The following is an 18,398-nucleotide window of genomic DNA, read 5'->3' as shown; positions in this document are numbered from 1 at the left end:
GGCCTCGGCCCGCTGCTGGCCGGGCTGCTCGTGCAGTACGCGCCGCAGCCGTTGCACCTGGCTTTCGTCGTCCACATCGCGATGGCCGCACTCGCCGGTATCGCGGTGTTCGTGGTGCCGGAGACGTCGAGTCGGGCCGGACGGATCGGCGTGCAGCGGCTGTCCGTGCCCCCGGAGACCCGCGCGGTGTTCGTCGTCGCCGCGCTGGCGGCCTTCGCGGGGTTCGCCGTCACCGGGTTGTTCACCGCGGTCGCCCCGTCGTTCCTGGCCGGCGTGGTGGGTATCGACAACCACGCGGTGGCGGGTGCGATCGCGTGCTCGATCTTCGCGGCGTCGGCGGTGGCCCAGGTGGTGGCCCGCCGGACCGCACCGCAGCGGGCCGTCGCCCTCGGCTGCGTGATCCTGTTCGCCGGCATGGTCATCCTCGCTGTGGCACTGGCGTTCTCGTCGCTGCCGGGACTGCTCGCCGCCGCGGTGGTGTCCGGCGTCGGTCAGGGCATCAGCTTCAGCCGCGGGCTGGCCGCCGTCGCCGAACGCACCCCGCCCGACCGGCGCGCCGAAGTCAGCTCCACCTACTTCGTGGTCGCCTATGTCGCGATCTCGGTGCCGGTGGTGGGCGAGGGCCTGGCCGCCCAGCACCTCGGCCTGCGCACCGCGGGAGTGAGTTTCGCGATCGCGGTGGCCGCACTGGCCGCGGTCTGCCTGCTCGCGATCCTCGCCCAGGAGCGACGGATGAGGTCGAACACGGACGCCGGCTGAACCGTCGTCACGGATAGGGCAGCGGCGCGCCGTCCCGATGCGCGAGCAGGCTCGTCATCACCTGGATGTCCTGAGCCTGCTCGTTGATCATCACCGCGGCGGCCCGCCGTACCGGGTCGGTGGCGGTCTGCCGCACGACGTATGACGCCATGTCGATTCCGCCCTGATGGTGGCGCACCATCAGCTGCAGGAACAGCACCTCGTTGTCGCGGCCGGTGCTGCGCTGCAGCCGGGTGAGCTCGACGGGTGAGGCCATCCCGGGCATCGCCGTCGGTGCGTCACCGGGATGGTGGTGCCCGTCGTGGCCCATCCACGCCATCGGGGTGGTCGCGGCAGGCGGTGCGTCGACGAGCTGAAGCCAACCGGTCATCTGGCCGATCTCGGTGAGCTGGGTGAAGCGGATCTGCTCGGCGAGTGCCCGCACGTCGGGCCCGGCGTCGCCGACGAGCATGTCGGACATGGTGACCGCCTGTTGGTGATGGGCCGACATGTCCTGGGCGAAGCCGATGTCGACGGCCGTCATCAGCACCGGGCGCGGCGGTGGCTGGCGGTACGCGAGCACGATCGCACCGCCGAGCGCCGCCGCGGCGAGCAGCGCCACGATCCGCACCACGACCGTCCGCGTCATCGTGGCGGGTACACGGCGGGGTCGAGCCGCAACGCCATGAACCCGTTGTCCGAGCAGGTGACGAGGAGCATGTTGCCGCGGAACTCCGGGGGCGACATGCACCAGTCGGCCGACAGGTCGAGCCCGATGATGCGGCCGTCGCGGATGATGTCGTTGCCGTTGATCTGCCCGTTGAGGATGGCCTGGGCGATGGCGATCGCACTGCTGGCCGGCGGAACGATGATGCCGCCGAACCGGACATGCTGTGAGTTGGGCAGCCGGTCGTTCTTGCCGGTCTGCGCGGGCGGGTTGAAATAGGCGATCTCTCTGATGTTCTCGGGATCGCGGACGTCGAACACCCGGATGCCGGACTGTGTCCACCCGCATGCCAGCGCCTGCGGATTCTCCCGTCGGTCCACCGCGCAGTAGTGCGACTCGTAGCCGAAGGCGCCGCTGCTGGAGGCGGTCGCGGCCCACGTGTCGAGGTTCTGCGGCAGGTTGATCTCGAGCTTGACGGTGTTCTTCAGCCGGAGGTCGGCGGGGTTGGCGGCGTCGAAGACCTTGACACCGCCGGAGCCGAACTCGTCGACGTTGAACAGATGCGGCGTACCGGCATAGGTCACGTAGATGCTGTGCTGGCTGATCAAGCCGTCCCGCCAGTGTTTGTATCCGCGCAGCGGTAACAGCTGGTGCATGGTCATGCCGGGCGCCACCCGGTCCTGGATCGCCGAGGTGTCCAGGATGTTGAGCCCCTGGGCGGTGGACATGTACATGGTGTCGCCGTCGGGACTGAATTCCATTCCATGGCTGGCGAATCCGGCCGGCGCGCTCCACACCACGGCCGGGTTCGCGGGATCGACGAGGTCGACCGCGCTGGCCCACATCTGCCCCGAGGCCCAGTAGGTGTTCCCGTCGGGCGAGAATCCCCCTTCGTGGGTGAGCATCGGGATCCGCACGCCGGGCAGCGAACCGCGCCCGAGGTTCAACAGGCGCGGATGCGCGCAGTCGGTGGCGATGTCGTAGATCGAGATGTAGCCCAGACCCATCACGAAGGGCACCCCGGTGCCGGCCAGTAGGCCCCGAGCTTCGCTGACCTTCAGCGACTCCCAGGTGCCGTTCACCATCGCCGGCTCGCTGAGCATTGCCGTGGGCCGCGGATTCGCCGGATCCGAGACGTCGAGCACCTGCACGCCCTGGGTGCGAGGGAACGTCGACCCGATGTAGACGCAGTTCTTGTACGACGCGCTGATCCATCCGGCGCCCGGCCCCTGGAACTGGCCGAGCAGGTCGATGTTGCAGTTATATCCCTCGGTGCTGCGGCGGGAGTCGCGGTCGGCGAGCGGCACCTCGCCCTGCAGGCCGGTCTCGGTGCGGTCCCCGGGACGGCAGGTGGCCGCGGGCACCGCCGTCGGCCAGATGTCCTTCGACTCGTCGAAGCCCGGGGGTAGCGTCGCCCAGGCGTTCGTCCCGCCGGCCCCGATGAGCATCATCAGCACCGTCATGACCACGAGGACCCGCTCGAGCGCCCGCCCGCCGATCCGGCGGCCCTCCTCCGCCGGAACACATCTCCCCATGACCGGAACGTAACATTCTCTAATTTATTAGAGAACGCAATGCGAAGAATGGATATCTGTCGCAAGTGACAATTGCCGTCCGCCGCAGCGACTCGCAGGTCGGCCGGGACCGCCCTGCAATAGACTCGAAACATCGCAGCACGCAGGAAATACGACGCACCGCAGCGCCGGCGGGACCTCGCCGACGCGGGTATCGCCCTCCTGGGCACCGGCGGCTCGCGCGGTCTGAGCCATCCGCGCGTGGACCGGCATGCCGGCGTCCCGGCGGGCACCACGTCGTTCTATTTCCGCACCCGCAAGGCTCTGCTGCTGGCAATCGGTAACCGCATCACCGAGTTGGATGTCGCCGACCTGTCGCTGATGGCGGAGTTGGGTCATGACGAGGCCGGCGGCTACTCGGGCACCCTCGGGCTGGCCCAGCTGGTGATGCTGTCGGGCACCGAGCCGTATCTGACGCGGACGCGGGCACGATTCGAGATCGTCCTCAGTGCCCGCCAGGATCCCGAACTCGACGAGACGTTCCGCAGCTACGGCATACGCTTCTATGCCCTGGCTCGCGATGTGATCGCGCAGTGGTACGACGATCCCGACGTGCCGGACAGCGTGATCGAGGAGCGGGCCGTCACCGTCCTGACGTTCATCAGCGGTGTGATGACCAGTTTCGTCAACGGCTATTCCGTCGTTTCCGACGCCGCCCATCTCGACCGGCTGATCCGCCAGATCCTGCGGAGCAGCGACCTGGCGTGACGATTAGGACAGGAACCGACTGACGTACGGCGCGAACCGCTCTCGCAACTCCTCCTCGTCGATGCCGAAGTCCTGCCACGACGTCGAGACCCGGCCGAGCCGGCCCCGCTGGTGCCCGTCGAGGTAGCCGGCCATGGCCGCGCGCGCCTCGTCGGTAAGCGGTTCTCCGGCCAGCGCGTACACCGCATCGGCCACACGCATCTCGTCGGCCATGAAGTCGTCGAACCGGACGTCGATCGAGCGGTCCGGTCCGAGCAGGTCGCGGTCCCGGATCAGTGCGGCGAGCATCTGTTCCAGCCTCTCGACCCACATCGCCGCCGTGTCGTGCACCGGGACCGGGTCGCGGTGCATCCGTGCCGAATAGGCGATCATCGCGATCATCGACAGTGCCACCGGCACCGGATCGCGGTGCGTGCACACCACCACCGCGCCGGGGAAGATCCGGTCCAGCACCGGTAGCTGCTCGAGATGCTGCGGCGATTTGAGCAGCCAGCGCCTGCCGCCGCGCAGGAACTGCATCGCCTTCAACTGCGTTGCGAGATAACGGTAGTGCGGGTCCTGATCGTGACGCTGATAGTGGTCGCGCCAGCGCGGCACGTCGGCCATCGTCTCGAACAGCATCGTCGAGAAGTCGTTGGCCAGCAGCTGGATCTCCTCGTGCACGTGGTCGGTGGTCATCTCGTGCATCAGCCGGAAGTGCGGCATCACGACGTCCATCACGGTCACGGCGGCGTCCATCCGCAGCCGGCGGGGATCGGGTTCGACGCCCTGCTCACCCGGCATCGGGAACGGCTCGACACTCTCCCAGTACGGCATCGTGCGGAAGGTGGTCGGCGCCGCCAGCAGATTGTGCAGATGGGTGGTGCCGGTTCGCGGGAGGCCGGCGATCACCACCGGCGGCAGCAGTTCGATGTCGTGGATCTCGGGATGGCGGGTCAGCAGGTCGTTGAGCAGCAGCCGGTTCTTCAGCAGCTGCACGAGCATGACGTGGAAGTTGACCACCCCGGGATCGTGTAATCCGGAAATCTCCTGCAGCGCAGCGAGATAGATATCAAGACGGTCCCGGTAGTCGTCGGCGCCGAAGTCGTGCAGCCCGGTCTCGGCACTGGCCTTGGCGTGCAGTGCGGCCGCGTCCAGCGGGCAGTCCGCCGCCATCATCGCCATCATGTCGCGGATCTGCTGCGCGTCGGCGCTGAACCGGGGGTGGGCGAGGTCGTCGAGCTGGACGACTGCGCCTGTGGTGTCGGTCACAGCGAGATATGTTACTCTGAGTTACGTAATGACGACAGACCTGGGTCGCCCCCGGAATCCCCGCATCGACACCGCCGTCCTCGAGGCGACCGTCGACCTGCTCGGCCGTACCGGCTACGCGGCGCTGTCGGTCGACGCGATCGCACGCCGGGCGGGCACCAGCAAGCCGGCCATCTACCGACGATGGCCGAGCAAGGCGCACCTGGTGCACGAAGCGGCCTTCCCGCTCGACGCCGCGGTGGAACTGCCCGCCACCGGGTCTCTGCCGGACGACGTCCGGGAAATGGTGCGCCGCACGGCCGCGGTGCTCACCACCCCGGCCGCACAGGCGGCACTGCCCGGCCTGATCGGCGAGATGGCCGCCGACCCCACGCTGCACACCGCGCTGCTCGAGCGGTTCGGCGACATCCTCGGCCGGGGGCTGTCCGAACGGCTGGCCGACGCCGCCGCCCGCGGCGAGGCCCGGCCCGACGTGGCCGCCGGCGACCTCACCGAAGCGATCGCCGGCATCACCCTGCTGGCCTTGCTGAGCCGGGGCGCCCTCCTGGACGCCGCCTGGGTCGAACGCACCGCCACCCTCATCACGAAAGGCATCAGCGCATGACCGGAACCACCCACGAGTCCACCGCCGCGTGGCGCGAACTGCTCGACACGCTGGGCAGCCTCGACCGCACCTTCCTCGAGGGCGACCGTGCGGTCACCGACGACCGCCACATCGCCGACGGCTACCGGATGCTCGCGACGACCCTCGGGGTGGCCTTCGACACCTACCTCTTCGCCGACCCCGCCCGGCCGCGCTGGCTCGAGGTGAACTCACCGTCGCGCCCCGACCGGCGGTGGGGCGGCGACAACACCGACGCCTACTACTTCATGTGCCCCGTCGACCCGCAGCGCCGCTACCGCATCAGCGGCAACCGCGGCGACAGCGTCTACTTCTCGGTGACCGCGTACAACGAACCCGCGCCGGGCGCATGGTCGGACCGCATCGTGGCGATCGTGCGCGACGACGACCTCGAGTTCACCCCCGACGGCGACTTCACCTTCGACTTCGGCCCGGCCCCCGACGCCGCGGTACTGATGACCCGCGACTACCAGGCCGATCCGCGCACCGGCCGACCGGTGCGCTGGGAGATCGAGGCGCTCGACGAGCCACCGCCGTTCCGGCACGGCGACGCCGAGACCGCATCGGCACTGCGCGCCTCGGCGGCCTGGCTGCGGACGATGTTCGCCATCCTGCCGCTGGCCGTCGGTGTTCGCACCGACGGCGCCCTCTCGCACGGTCACGAGATTGCCTCGGTGGCAAACGAATTCGCTGACCCTTACCAGGTTCCCGACGCCAACTTCGGCTGGTCGGCGCGCGACGCCTGCTATGCCTACGGAAGTTTCGTGCTCGAGGACGACGAGGCCCTCGTGATCACCCACCGCCCGCCGCCGTGCCGGTTCTGGAACCTCGTGGTTTGGAACCAGTTCATGGCCACCCCGGGAGTGGCCGACGCCCGGAGTTCGATCAACGGTCACACCGCGGTGCCCAGCGCAGACGGCTCGGTGACGATCGTCGTCTCACCCGGCAGCACAGCGCACCCGAACTCCGTCACCACGCTCGGCTATCCGCGCGGCAATCTGGCATTCCGGTGGTTCCTGGCCGACGAGGTGCCCGCCCGGCCGCAGGTGCGGTTGGTCAAGGCGGCGGACGCCCCGACAGAAATTTGAGTAGCACTACCTAGCCGGTCGCGGCATACCGTTTTCGCATGCCAGAACGCATGTTTCCCTCGCCCGCCGAGGTCGCCGCGAACACCCCGGCCACCCGCGACCGGGCCATCGACGTCATCCGCATCACCGCCCTCGTCGGCGTGGTCCTCGGCCACACCGTGATGGCCACCAGCACCATCCGCGACGACGTCTTCATCTGGAACAACCTGCTCACCGCCTCGCCGGTGCTCCAGGCGCTGACGTGGGTGTTCCAGATCATGCCGCTGTTCTTCTTCGCGGGGGTTGCGGCGTGCGTGGACTCGTGGAAAGCCGGGACGTCCTGGGGCAACTGGCTGCTGCGCCGCTGCACCCGGCTGTACCGCCCGGTGTTCTACTACCTGGCGTTCTGGGGCGTCGCCCTGGTGACGCTGCGCGTGGTGCTGCCCGAACACGTCTACGAACCGATCGCCGGGATCAGCATCCAACTGCTCTGGTTCCTCGGCGCCTACGTGCTCGTGCTGGCCGCCGTCCCGCTGCTCACCCACATCACCACCACGGCCAGGCTGGCGGCGGCGTTGATCGGCGCCTACGCGTTCGTCGCGGCGATCGACGTGCTTCGCATCAACCTGGAGCTGCCGAAGCTGGTGTCATACCTGAACATGGCGGCCTGGCTCATCCCCGGCATGCTCGGGGTGGCCTACCGGCGACGCCTGCTCGACGGCCGCACCGCACTGGGCGTCGGCGTGGCGATGCTCGGGGTGAACCTGGCGCTGCTGTGGTGGGGCCCCTACGAGCTGAGCCTGGTCGGCATCGAGACCCAGCAGCTGAAGAACATGACACCGCCCTCGCTGCTGCTGGCCGGACACGCGATCATGATGTGCGCGTTCGCGATCGCCGCAGCGCCCGCCATCAACCGGTGGGCGCAGCGGCCCCGGGTGTGGTGGCTGGCCGCGATCGGCAACTCGGGGGCGATGACGCTCTACCTGTGGCACATGCCGGCGCTGCTGGCCATGCATCTGGTGTTCGATCACCTCGGCATGCCCCGGTTCGACCCGGCCGCAGACGGTTTCGTCCTGCTGTCGGTGGTTCAGCTGGCGGTCATGGCGGGGCTGATCGGCCTGGCCTTCGTGACGCTGCGCCCGCTGGAGAACGATCCGCTTCCGTTGTGGGACGGCGGCCTCGTGTCGCGGCCGGGTCCCCGCAGCGCCGCGGTCGGCGCGATGCTCTGCGTGGCCGGCGCCGCCACCCTGGCCTCGGTCGGCTGGGGGCTCAAGGATCAGGGCCTGTGGTGCGTCGCGGTGATGCTGGTCGCGCTGGTGGGCGCCCGCGGGCTGGCCAATGACGCGGCCGTGAGCTTGCCGCGTGTCACCGAGCGTGCGGTCACGGCGATCTGACCGCCGGATCGTCGCACTGACCGCACACTCGACGAGTAGGTCAGCGGGTCTAACCGCTCTTGCGGCGGAACTCCCTACGGCTCTCCTGCGGGCCGTGCGCCCTTGGCTGCTTGCGGCCGCCGTCCTTGTGCGCTGCCCCGCCGCCCGCGTTCGCCTTCTTGCGTTCGAGTGCTTCGCGGAATTTCTGCCTGGTGTCGTCGTCCGGTGCGGCGGCTCCGGTCGCTTCGCCGTTGCTCTCGGTTACCGGTTCGTCAGCCATGAGCGCAGCGTAGCGTGCCCGCCCGGCGCCGTCGCGAGGTTTACCGCCGTCCCGGCGGCATGCCGTAGACATGCGAGATCGGCAGTGTCAGCAGCACCCGCCTGTCGTCTACCATCGCCCGCCGGTAGTCGTCCCAGTCGGGATGTTCCCCGGCGATGTTGCGGTACAAGGCAATCAGTGCCTCGACGGTGTCGTCCCGGGGGTCGGCGGCCGGTGCGGTCAGCGCCGCGGTGCCCTCGGCCACCGCATACGACCACCCGTCGTCGGAGCTGACGTGCAGCGAGGCTCGGGCGTCGCGGCGCAGATTGCGGGTCTTGGCCCGCGGTTCGGTGATCGAGACCGACACGACGAGCGCGCGCGGGTCGAAGTGGTAGCTGACGTTCGACAGCTGTGGCCGGCCGTCGCGCTTGATGGTGGCCAGCACGCCCAGCGAGTTGTTCGCGATCAGCGCCAACAGCTTGTCGTCGAACACCTGACGGACCATGGAGCGAGCCTACGTCTTTACCATCGATCGGATGACGGCGATCGACGGCAACACTCTCGAAGGCGTTTCGGCCACCACCCTGTGGACGTTGCACAACCGCGGATCCGAGGCCAAGAGGTCCGACGGCGTGATCCGCGATCCGTGGGCGGTGACGCTGTTGGACGCCATCGACTACGACTACCGCAAATTCGGCAAGCCCAACCAGTCGCACGGGCTGCGGGCCCGCGCGTTCGACGACGCGACCGCCGGCTATCTGCGCACCCACCCTGGCGCATCGGTGGTGGCGCTCGCCGAAGGCCTGCAGACCAGCTTCTGGCGCCTGGACCGCCTCGGCGTCGCCGACGAGGTGACGTGGTACTCGGTCGATCTGCCCCCGGTGATGACGCTGCGTGAACAGCTGCTGCCGCGCGACGACCGGATCGTCGAGCTGGCCCAGTCGGCGCTCGACCGCAGCTGGATGGACCGGGTCGACGCGTCGCGGGGAGTGTTCATCACCGCCGAGGGCCTGCTGATGTACCTCGAACCCGGCGACGTGCTCGACCTTCGCGATTGCGCGGCGCGCTTCCCGGGCGGACAGATGATGTTCGACTCGATCCCGCACTGGCTCAGCAGGCGCACGCTCAAGGGCCTGCGGCTGTCGGACCGCTACGTCACACCCCCGATGCCGTTCGCGCTCACCGCCGACGAGGGCGTCGCCCTGCCCGGACGCGTCCCCGGTGTGCGCGCGGCCCGCGACATCGCCATGCCGCGCGGTCGCGGACTCTTCAACGTGCTGTTCTGGCCGTTCCTGGACCGGCTTGGGTTCCACCGCCGCAACCGGCCCAGCATCACCCTGCTGGAGTTCGGCGGGTGAGCCGCTGCGTCACGCTGGACGAAGTGCTGCGGTGGGTACATTCGCGTAGGTGACAGGTACACCTCCCGCCAAGGTCGACGCCAGCGCACTGAAGGACGTCTCGGAGACCGCCCTGCTGACCCTGCAGGTGCGGGCACACGAGGCCAGGCGACCCGACTCCCTGATCGACGATCCGATGGCCGTCCGACTCGTCGACTCGATCGACTTCGACTTCGCCAAGTTCGGTTTCACCCGCCGCCAGGACATGGCGCTGCGCGCGAAGACCTTCGACACCTACACCCGCCGCTATCTCGTCGACCACCCGAAGGCGACGGTGGTGGCCCTCGCCGAGGGCTTTCAGACCAGCTTCCACCGCCTCGACGCCGCGGGTGTGGGCAACGAGTTCCGCTGGCTCACCGTCGATCTGCCGCCGATGATCGCGCTGCGCGAGAAGCTTCTCCCGCCGTCTGACCGGGTGCGGATGCTGGCCCAGTCGGCGCTGGACTATTCCTGGATGGACGCCGTGGACGACTCCGACGGCGTGTTCATCACGGCCGAGGGCCTGTTGATGTACCTGCCGCCGTCGGACGCGATGGGGCTGATCAACGCCTGCGCCACCCGGTTCCCCGGCGGCCAGATGATGTTCGACCTGCCGCCGCCGTGGTTCGCCGCGATCACCCGCCGGGGTATGCGGACGTCGCGGCGTTACAAGGTGCCGCCGATGCCGTTCAGCCTGACGGTGTCGCAGGCCGCGGAACTGGCCGACACCGTGCCGGGCGTGCGCGCGGTGCACGACGTGCCGATCCCGGAGGGCCGCGGGCGGCTGTTCAATGCGCTGGCCTGGACGGCGCAGCGACTGCCGGCGTTCGACTCGGTGCGCCCGGTGACCACGCTGCTCGAGTTCGGCTAGCGCTAGTCGAAGGCCGATTCGACGTAGCGCAGCGCCTCGGTCTTGTCGACGCCGAGCGCCCGCGCCGCCGCCACGAAGGTGTGCGCCGCGGTCGCCATCGCGGTGTCGGCGGGATCCACCCTCGCGACGAATGTGCCGAACCGGCCCCGGGTTTCGAGGATGCCCGCCGTTTCCAGTTCGCGGTAGGCGCGAGCCACGGTGTTGACGGCGAGGTTGAGTTGACCGGCGAGTTCCCGCACGGTGGGCAACCGGGTGCCCGGCGGCAGCCTGCCCTCACGGACACCGTCGATGATCTGCTGCCTGAGCTGGTCGAAGAGTGGCCGTGCTGCTTGCGCGTCGATCCGCACCCAATCCCCCAATTCGGCCACGTGCCCAGTATCGCTCACAGCCGCTACTTTGGTCATGTGCAGGTGACGGTGCTCAGCGGGGCAGGCATCTCGGCCGAGAGCGGCGTGCCGACGTTCCGCGACGTCGAGACGGGGCTGTGGGCCAAGGTCGACCCCTACGAGATCTCCAGTGCTCACGGCTGGGCGAATCAGCCCGAGAAGGTGTGGGCGTGGTACCTGTGGCGCCACCACATGATGGACGCGGTGGAACCGAACAACGGCCACCGCGCGGTCGCGGCGTGGCAGGACTACGCCGACGTGCACGTCGTCACCCAGAACGTGGACAACCTGCACGAGCGGGCGGGCAGCCGCAACGTCTACCACCTGCACGGCAGTCTGTTCGAGTTCCGTTGTGCGTCGTGCGGCGGGCAGTTCGAGGGCGTGCTGCCCGAGATGCCCGAACCGGTGGAGTCGGTGGACCCGCCGCAGTGCCCGTGCGGCGGGCTGATCCGCCCGAACGTGGTGTGGTTCGGCGAGGCGCTGCCCGAGGACGCATGGCAGCGGTCGGTGGCGGCGGTGACAGCCGCGGACGTGGTGATCGTGGTGGGCACGTCGTCGATCGTCTACCCGGCCGCCGGGCTGCCCGAGCTGGCGCTGGCCAACGGCACGGCGGTGGTGGAGGTCAACCCGGAGCGCACGCCGCTTTCCGACGCCGCGACCGTCAGCCTGCGCGAGTCGGCGGCCGGCGCGCTGCCCAACCTGTTGCAGCGGCTGCCGCAGCTGCTGGGTTAGGTCGTCGTGGGCGGCTGGGCGGGCCGCTGCTCGAAGTGGCGTCGCATGCCCGCGAGCATCTCCTCGTGGGCCTTCACCGCTTCGCGGTGCGCATAGCCGATCAACGGGCGCGGCGCGACGAGCCGCAACCGTTCGACGACTTCGGTGCCGCCGTCGACGGCCTCGAAGCTCACGACGTCACGGAGTCGCACACCGAGGTGCGCCTGCGAGTCGCCGATTACGTCGCCGTCGACGTCGACGTCCATTTGCACCGAGTACCACATGCGAATTGCCAGTGGTCCGATGGCGTTTCGCTCCTGCACGCGCCAACGCCCGGGAGCGACCTCGCGCACCGTCAGAATCAGCGGATGGACCGCCTTCAGGTTCTGCAGGTCCGTGTAGAAGCCTCGGATCGTCGCGGGATCGGTGGGCACGAACTCGGTCAGCGTCCACTCCGAGCTCGCGCGCCACCAGCTCACGGTCAGTCCCTGACCGCCCGGCCCAGTGCCACCTCAGCGACCGGCAGCGGCGCCCAGGACGGCAGCACCCACTCGCGCCGCGCGTCGTCGACGCGGAAGCCCGCCCGCGTGATCGTCGACTCGGTGTCGCGGTGGGTGTGGCAGTTGCCGAGCAGCCGCGGCCAGACCGTCGCGTCGGCGATCCGCTGCAGCCGCGCCCGCATCCCGGTGCCCGCGACGTGCTCCATGTAGCGCAGCTCGCCGCCCGGTCGCAGCAACGAATAAAGCTGTCGCACAACCGCGTCCGGATCATCGACCGAGCACAGCACCAGGGAGCACACGATTGCGTCGAACGGTTCGCGGGCGGCGAACTCCTCGACGGCGTCGCCGCTGACGGTGACCGGAACGGGTGCGTGCGCGGCCGCCTCGCGGGCCGTTTCGGCGAGCCGGTGCTCGGGTTCGAGCGCGACGACCTCGGCCACACCCGGCGGGTAGTGCGCGAAATTCGTGCCGGTGCCGGCGCCCACCTCGAGCACCCGTCCGGTCAACCCTGCCAGGTTCTCGGTGCGCAGGCGGCGGACGGTCTCCGGTTCGTGTCCGGACATCGCGGTCCACACCCGCGCGAAGAACGGATTGTCAACGAGGTCGCTCATCGGCCATCTCCTTCATCAGCGCGATCGTCTGCTGCGGTGGCGTCTCGACGTCGATGATCGTCGACATGATGTGCCCGCAACAGACCGCCCGCAGCACGCGGTCGGCGAACGCCTCGACATCGCCCCAGGGCAGGTAGGGCCGCGAGATCAGCATCGCCGCCACCCCGTGGGCGGCCGTCCATAGTTCCAGCGCCAGCATGGTGGGGTCGCCGGGCGGATAGATGCCCTCGGCGATCAGCGCCTCGATGGAGCCGCGCATGTGGACGAACGCCGAACTGTTCAGCGTCACGTCGACGTCGCTGCCCGGTCTGCCCTCCCCCATCGTCGCGATCCGGTACAACTCGGGAGTCTCGGTGGCGAACCGGACGTAGGCCAGACCCTGCGCGCGCAGCACGTCGATCGCGGACGGCTGACCGGCCGCCACCCGCTGCATCTCCTCGTCGAGCTTCTCGAAGTAGCGGGCACACACCGCGTCCAGCAACGCGTCCTTGTCGGCGAAGTGGAGATAGATCGACGGCGGGGTGACCCTGACGCGCTGCGCCACCGAGCGGATCGACACCGCCTTAGCGTGGCCGGTCTCCAGCAACAGATCGGTGGCGGCGTCGAGGATCTCCTCGCGTAGATGCTCGCCGGACCCGCGAGGGGCCCGGCGACGCTTCACTTCGGCCGGCCCGCTCACGTCATCCAGTGTCCGACACGGCGAGCCGCGACCGGTCATCGACCCCCGCGGGGCGCTCCGGGGCCGACTCGCTGATCCCGATGCGCTCGTGCAGCCGGGCCAGCGGCGCGGGCGCCCACCAGTTCCACCGGCCCAGCACGTGCATGAACGCCGGCACCAGCAGCATCCGGACCAGCGTCGCGTCGGCCAGCACCGCGAGGGTGAGGCCCACCCCGAACATCCGCATGAACGACACCTGCGCGGCGATCAGCGCGGCGAAGCTGATCGACATGATCAGTGCCGCGGCGGTGACGACGCGTCCGGTGCGGGCCAATCCGAGCGCGACTGCATCGTCGTTGTCCTCGGTCGTCCTACCGGGTGATCTCAGCCAGTACTCCCTGATCCTGGAGACGAGGAACACCTCGTAGTCCATCGAAAGGCCGAATGCGATGCAGAACATCAGCACCGGCATGTTGGCCACCAGGGTTCCCGTCGGGGTGGTGCCGAACGCGCCGAGGTGACCGTCCTGGAAGATCCAGACCAGCGCGCCGAACGCCGCGGACAGCGAAATGATGTTGAGCAGCAGTGCTTTCAGCGGTATCACCACGCTGCCGCTGAGCAGGAACAGCAGCACGAACGTCACCGCCGCGATCACGCCGAGCACCAGCGGCAACCGCGATGTGATCGACTCCGAGCTGTCGCGGTTGATCGCCGCGACACCGGTCAGCTGCACCGGCCGGTCGCCGGGTGGGGCCACCGCGTGCAGGTCGTCGAGTTGCGCGTCCGATGCCGCGGTGAACAGCGGCGCCTCGCTCGTCACGGTGAGATAGGCTGCCCCGTCCCGCATTCCGGTCGATGCCGCAGGCGGCCCGACCGCTGAACCGTCGACGAACGCGCCACCCGGCGCGGACACCGAGGCGACCTGGGGCACCCGTGACAGGGCGGCGGCATAGCGGTCGAACTCCTCGGGTGTGACGCCGGCGGCGTCGGGCAGCACCACCGTGACGTTGGCCGCCGAGTCGACTGCGAAGCCGTTGCGCAGCTCGTCACCGACCTGGCGCGCCGACGCGGACTCGGGCAGCACCCGGTCGTCGGGGAACCCCCACTTGATGCCGAGGAACGGCGCTCCGAGCAGGAGCAGCAGGGTGACGACGGCCAAACCGATGACGATCGAGCGGCGCATCACGAACCTCGTCGAGCGGTACCAGAAGGTCTGCTCGACCGGACGCGGGACGGGATCGGGCCGGCCCAGGATCCGCCGCATCCCGCGCCGCACGTCGAGGGCGTCGATGCGATCGCCGAGCAGCGCGATCGCCGCGGGCGCCACCACCAGTGCGGCCGTCGCGGCGAACACCACCACGGCGATCCCGGCGTAGGCGAACGACTTCAGGAAGTACATCGGGAACAGCACCATCGCGAGCATCGACAGCGCGACCGTCATCGCCGAGAAGAGCACGGTGCGGCCTGCCGTCACCATGGTGCGCACCAGCGCGCGGTCCCGGTCGGCGCCGTCGGCGAGTTCGTCGCGGTACCGGCTGATGATGAGCAGGGTGGAGTCGATGGCGATGGCCAGCCCCATGGCGATCGAGAGGTTGAGCGCGAAGATCGACACGTCGGTGAACAGGGTGACGGCCCGCAGCGCCGCCATCGTGCCCAGGATCGCGAATGCGCCGACGATGAGGGGCAGCGTGGCGGCGGCCATGCCGCCGAACACCCACAGCAGCACCAGGAAGCTCAGCGGGATCGCGATCGATTCCATCAGCAGCAGGTCTTTTTCGCTCTGCCCGTTGACCTGCACGTAGGTCATGGCCTCGCCGCCGGCCCGCACGGTGACGCCGTCGCGGTCGTGGACCACCTGCTCGACGAGCGCCTTGGCGTGTTTCTGGGCGCCGCTCTCGCCGCCGGTGATGCCGGCGACGATCAGGCCGGTGCGGCCGTCCTCGCTCACCAGCGCCGATGCCGCGGCGGGCGGCGCGGTCCACGCCGAGCTGACCTGACCGACGTTCGGCGAGGCTTCGAGCTCACGCACGATGTCGTCGCCGACGGCACGGGCGGCGGAATCTCGCGCGCCCGCCTCGGAGGTGACACTGATGACCAGATCCATGTCACCGCGGTCGAACTTGTCCACCAGCACCGCGGTCGCCCTGGCCGACTCGGAGGTCGGATCCTGGAATCCGCCGGCGGACAGGTTCTTGGCCACCGGGATGCCGAAGATCCCGGCCGCGACCATCACGAGTGCGGCGATGACCAGGATCCGGCGGGGCGCGGCGATCGCGAATTCGGCCATCCGTTGCAGCATCGTCGCGTCCTCCCGACCGATCCGTGGACTTACCGGCGCTAACTTAACAACGGTAACCCGAGGCGTCAACGCCTGCCCGCCGGATTGCCGCCGATGCCCCGTCGAACCACCCGGAACGGCACGCGATTGGCCCGATCGGGCAAACCAGGACCGTTCGGGGTGCCTACTTCACCCCTGCCTGCGATGATTCGCCCGTGACCACCTCAGTCGTCGGCCGCGCGAGTGACTCTCGCGTGGTCGCCGACTTCCTCGCCGCGGCGTCTGAGCAACCATCCGGCCTCGGCATCGAGGGTGAGGCGGGCATCGGCAAGACGACGCTGTGGCTGGGCGCGGAGGACCGGGCACGCGGCCTCGGTTTCCAGGTGTTGTCCGCGCGCGCCGTGCATGCCGAGTCCTCGCTGGCCTATGCGGCGCTGGCCGATCTCCTGCGCGACGTACCGGCCTCGGTCATCGACCGGCTGCCCGAGCCGCAGCGCATCGCGATCGACCGGGTCATGCTGCGCGGCACGGACACCGGGCCCGCCACCGACCAGCGTGCGGTGGCCGCCGCATTCGTCTCCGTTGTCGAGACGATGACGGCCGACGCGCCGGTGCTGGTGGCGATCGACGACGTGCCGTGGCTCGACGCATCGACCCGCGCGGTCGTCTCCTACGCCGCGCGCCGCGTCGCCGGGCCGGTCGGAATCCTCGTCACGGCACGCACCGAATCCGACGATCCAGACGCCCTGTCGTGGCTGCGGCTGAGCCGGCCCGACGCCATGCGACGGCATCGGGTCGGCCCGCTGAGCCTGGGCGGTCTGCACAATCTGCTCTTCGAGCGGCTCGACCGGACGTTTCCCCGCCCGACCCTGGTTCGCATCGCGGAGATCTCCCGCGGTAACCCGTTCTATGCACTCGAATTGGCGCGGGCGTTCGACGGGCCACCGCGGGCCGAGGCCGAGCTGCCCGCCGGCCTCGCGGAGCTGATGCGCAACCGGATCGGCAGGCTGGACCGCGACGCAGGCCGGGTGCTGCTCGCCGCCGCGTGCACCGCCCAGCCCACGGTCCAGCTACTCGCCGAGGCGACCGGCAACACCGTCGATCGGGTGCTCGAGGTGCTCGAGCACGTCGAGACGAACGGCATCATCGGCATCGAGGGCTCCCGGGTGCGGTTCGCCCATCCGCTGCTGGCGCACAGCGTCTACACCGACGCCAGCCGTCCGGACCGTCGCCGGATGCACCGCACGCTGGCCCAGATCGTCACCGAGCCCGAGCTCAAGGCGCGGCATCTGGCGCTGGCCGCGGTCAGCGAGGACCCGGCAACCCTGGAGGCGCTCGACGCCGCGGCCGAGGTGGCGCGGCGCCGGGGAGCGCCCGCGGCCGCAGCGGAACTGCTCGAGATGGCGTTCCGGCTCGGCGGCGACGACCCGGTCCGCAGGCTGCGCGCGGCCGAACACCACTTCGAGGCGGGCAGCACCGACCGCGCCGTCGAACACCTCGACCCCACGATCGAGCTGCTGCCCGGTGGACCGATCCTCGCCATGGCGCTGATCCTGCGAGCCGGCCTGCGCATCTACGACAACCGCTTCGCGCTCGCCGCCCAGCTCCTCGAGCGCGCGCTCGCCGCAGCCGGCGACATCCCGAAGCTGCGGCTGCGGACCCTGCTGCTGCTCTGCATGGCCCGGGGCATGGCAGGCGACTTCGACGCCTCCACCCGTGCCGCCGATGACGCCGTGCGCATCGCCGAGGAGATCGGCCGGCCGGCGCTGCTGAGTCAGGCGCTGGCCCTGCAGGTGCACGCCGGCCTGCAGTTCGGGCATCCCTTCGACGAGGCCGCCCTCCGTCGCGCCCTCGAGTTGGAAGACCCCGACTACAACGGCCCGATCCTGTTCCGCGCCCACGTCGTCAACGCGTTGTCGATGGCCCACGTCGGCCGGCTCGAAGAAGCCGCCGTGCTCATCGCCGAGGCCCGCCGCCGGTGCGACGAGCGCGGCGCGGAGAGCGATCTGATGGCCATCGCCGGCTGGAGCACGCTGATCAGCATCTGGCGCGGACGTTTCGAGGAGGCCGCGGGATATGCCGAGGAGGCCGTCGAGCGGGCCGAACAGCTCGGCGGCGACTCGGTGCTGGTGATCCCGCGAACCGTGCGGGCGGCCGCCTACTCCTATCTGGGTCGTTTCGAGGAGGCCCACGCCGACGCCAAGGCGGCCTACGAGTGCGCCGTCGAGTGCGAGGCGGAACGGATGACCGAGTGGCCGCTGATGACACTCGGCTTCATCGAGGTGTCACAGGGCAATTACGCCGAGGCGCTGACGGTCATGGCCCCGTTGATCGCGATGTTCGACCGGATTCCGGGCACCGAGATGATGTCGTCGATGCATGTTCCCGATGCCGTCGAGGCGATGGCCGCGCTGGGCCGCCTCGACGAGGCCGAACCGATGGTCAGGGAGATGGAGAGCAATGGCCGGGCCCACGACCGGCCGTGGATGCTCGCCGTCGGCGCCCGCTGCCGCGCCATGGTGCAGGCCGCGATGGGTGACGTGGAGGCCGCCGAGCAGACGGCCCGTCGTGCGCTGACCGAGCACGACCGGCTGCCGATGCCGTTCGAGCGGGCCCGCACCGAGCTGCTGCTGGGGCAGCTGCAGCGCCGACTGCGTCAGAAGGATCTCGCGGCGGGCACGCTGCGATCCGCCCTGCTGACTTTCGAATCGCTCGGCGCCCAGCTGTGGGCCGGCCGGGCCCGCGCCG

19 protein-coding genes are annotated in these 18,398 nt (G+C 69.7%); 9 read left to right on the top strand and 10 right to left on the bottom strand.

The window, feature by feature from the left end:
* Positions 1 to 759: MFS transporter (locus Q2100_RS20750; RefSeq protein ID WP_302915580.1), on the top strand; the 759-nt coding region annotated here is incomplete at its 5' end.
* A 7-nt stretch (positions 760 to 766) separates the two neighbouring features.
* Here Q2100_RS20750 and Q2100_RS20745 read toward each other — a convergent pair.
* Both Q2100_RS20745 and Q2100_RS20740 read right to left on the bottom strand, forming a co-directional pair.
* Positions 767 to 1,387: a DUF305 domain-containing protein gene (locus Q2100_RS20745; protein ID WP_302915579.1), complete on the bottom strand. Its 621-nt coding sequence runs from the start codon at positions 1,385 to 1,387 to the stop codon at positions 767 to 769.
* Positions 1,384 to 2,940 (bottom strand): LVIVD repeat-containing protein, encoded by a 1,557-nt coding sequence (locus Q2100_RS20740; RefSeq protein WP_302915578.1) that lies wholly within the window; start codon positions 2,938 to 2,940, stop codon positions 1,384 to 1,386. The genes Q2100_RS20745 and Q2100_RS20740 overlap by 4 nt, the downstream gene beginning before the upstream one ends.
* A gap of 240 nt (positions 2,941 to 3,180) precedes the next feature.
* On the opposite strand from Q2100_RS20740, the gene Q2100_RS20735 reads away from it, so the two are divergent.
* A complete protein-coding gene (locus Q2100_RS20735; protein ID WP_302915577.1) occupies positions 3,181 to 3,687 on the top strand; it encodes a TetR/AcrR family transcriptional regulator in 507 nt (168 codons plus the stop codon).
* 3 nt (positions 3,688 to 3,690) lie between these two features.
* On the opposite strand, the gene Q2100_RS20730 is transcribed toward Q2100_RS20735, so the two are convergent.
* Positions 3,691 to 4,854, bottom strand: coding sequence for a sulfotransferase family protein (locus Q2100_RS20730; protein ID WP_407667666.1), 1,164 nt, complete (start codon positions 4,852 to 4,854; stop codon positions 3,691 to 3,693).
* Between the two features lie 112 nt (positions 4,855 to 4,966).
* On the opposite strand from Q2100_RS20730, the gene Q2100_RS20725 reads away from it, so the two are divergent.
* The 3 genes from Q2100_RS20725 to Q2100_RS20715 are packed head-to-tail and all read left to right on the top strand — an operon-like array spanning position 4,967 to position 8,021.
* Positions 4,967 to 5,542: a TetR/AcrR family transcriptional regulator gene (locus tag Q2100_RS20725; RefSeq protein ID WP_264011285.1), complete on the top strand. Its 576-nt coding sequence runs from the start codon at positions 4,967 to 4,969 to the stop codon at positions 5,540 to 5,542.
* The gene (locus tag Q2100_RS20720) at positions 5,539 to 6,648 is read left to right on the top strand and encodes a DUF1214 domain-containing protein (protein ID WP_302915575.1); all 1,110 of its coding nucleotides are present in this window, start codon (positions 5,539 to 5,541) and stop codon (positions 6,646 to 6,648) included. The genes Q2100_RS20725 and Q2100_RS20720 overlap by 4 nt, the downstream gene beginning before the upstream one ends.
* 38 nt (positions 6,649 to 6,686) lie before the next feature.
* Complete coding sequence (locus Q2100_RS20715; RefSeq protein ID WP_302915574.1) at positions 6,687 to 8,021, top strand: acyltransferase family protein; 1,335 nt, start codon at positions 6,687 to 6,689, stop codon at positions 8,019 to 8,021.
* 49 nt (positions 8,022 to 8,070) lie between these two features.
* On the opposite strand, the gene Q2100_RS20710 is transcribed toward Q2100_RS20715, so the two are convergent.
* Both Q2100_RS20710 and Q2100_RS20705 read right to left on the bottom strand, forming a co-directional pair.
* Positions 8,071 to 8,280, bottom strand: a complete 210-nt coding sequence (locus tag Q2100_RS20710; protein ID WP_264011288.1) for a DUF5302 domain-containing protein — start codon at positions 8,278 to 8,280, stop codon at positions 8,071 to 8,073.
* A 40-nt stretch (positions 8,281 to 8,320) separates the two neighbouring features.
* Complete coding sequence (locus Q2100_RS20705; RefSeq protein WP_264011289.1) at positions 8,321 to 8,764, bottom strand: PPOX class F420-dependent oxidoreductase; 444 nt, start codon at positions 8,762 to 8,764, stop codon at positions 8,321 to 8,323.
* Between the two features lie 31 nt (positions 8,765 to 8,795).
* On the opposite strand from Q2100_RS20705, the gene Q2100_RS20700 reads away from it, so the two are divergent.
* Together Q2100_RS20700 and Q2100_RS20695 are read left to right on the top strand one after the other, a co-directional pair.
* Positions 8,796 to 9,617 (top strand): class I SAM-dependent methyltransferase, encoded by an 822-nt coding sequence (locus tag Q2100_RS20700; RefSeq protein WP_302915573.1) that lies wholly within the window; start codon positions 8,796 to 8,798, stop codon positions 9,615 to 9,617.
* Positions 9,618 to 9,666: 49 nt separating this feature from the next.
* A complete protein-coding gene (locus Q2100_RS20695; RefSeq protein WP_302915572.1) occupies positions 9,667 to 10,506 on the top strand; it encodes a class I SAM-dependent methyltransferase in 840 nt (279 codons plus the stop codon).
* A gap of 2 nt (positions 10,507 to 10,508) precedes the next feature.
* On the opposite strand, the gene Q2100_RS20690 is transcribed toward Q2100_RS20695, so the two are convergent.
* Positions 10,509 to 10,874 carry an Rv1152 family transcriptional regulator gene (locus tag Q2100_RS20690; RefSeq protein WP_264011335.1) on the bottom strand — a complete coding sequence of 122 codons (366 nt, stop codon included), beginning with the start codon at positions 10,872 to 10,874 and terminating at the stop codon, positions 10,509 to 10,511.
* 36 nt (positions 10,875 to 10,910) lie between these two features.
* On the opposite strand from Q2100_RS20690, the gene Q2100_RS20685 reads away from it, so the two are divergent.
* Complete coding sequence (locus tag Q2100_RS20685; protein ID WP_302915571.1) at positions 10,911 to 11,624, top strand: NAD-dependent deacylase; 714 nt, start codon at positions 10,911 to 10,913, stop codon at positions 11,622 to 11,624.
* On the opposite strand, the gene Q2100_RS20680 is transcribed toward Q2100_RS20685, so the two are convergent.
* From Q2100_RS20680 to Q2100_RS20665, 4 genes are read right to left on the bottom strand one after another with little or no spacing between them, the layout of a single operon-like run.
* On the bottom strand, positions 11,621 to 12,082 hold the full coding sequence (locus Q2100_RS20680; RefSeq protein WP_302915570.1) for an SRPBCC family protein: 462 nt from the start codon (positions 12,080 to 12,082) through the stop codon (positions 11,621 to 11,623). The two genes, Q2100_RS20685 and Q2100_RS20680, sit on opposite strands and share 4 nt — an antisense overlap.
* A gap of 2 nt (positions 12,083 to 12,084) precedes the next feature.
* Entirely contained in the window at positions 12,085 to 12,714 is a 630-nt protein-coding gene (locus Q2100_RS20675) for a class I SAM-dependent methyltransferase (protein ID WP_302915569.1), read from the bottom strand.
* On the bottom strand, positions 12,698 to 13,432 hold the full coding sequence (locus Q2100_RS20670; RefSeq protein WP_407667665.1) for a TetR/AcrR family transcriptional regulator: 735 nt from the start codon (positions 13,430 to 13,432) through the stop codon (positions 12,698 to 12,700). Before Q2100_RS20670 ends, Q2100_RS20675 begins: the two co-directional genes overlap by 17 nt.
* Positions 13,395 to 15,671 carry an MMPL family transporter gene (locus tag Q2100_RS20665; protein WP_302915567.1) on the bottom strand — a complete coding sequence of 759 codons (2,277 nt, stop codon included), beginning with the start codon at positions 15,669 to 15,671 and terminating at the stop codon, positions 13,395 to 13,397. Before Q2100_RS20665 ends, Q2100_RS20670 begins: the two co-directional genes overlap by 38 nt.
* A 194-nt stretch (positions 15,672 to 15,865) precedes the next feature.
* Between Q2100_RS20665 and Q2100_RS20660 the strand changes: the two genes are divergently transcribed.
* On the top strand, positions 15,866 to 18,398 hold a 2,533-nt coding region (locus Q2100_RS20660; protein ID WP_302915566.1), incomplete at its 3' end, for an AAA family ATPase.

The sequence above is a fragment of the Mycolicibacterium arseniciresistens genome (genome assembly GCF_030519285.1).
GTDB lineage: Bacteria > Actinomycetota > Actinomycetes > Mycobacteriales > Mycobacteriaceae > Mycobacterium > Mycobacterium arseniciresistens.
Note: the sequence above shows the minus strand (reverse complement) of the source record. Positions and strands in the feature narration are given on the sequence as shown.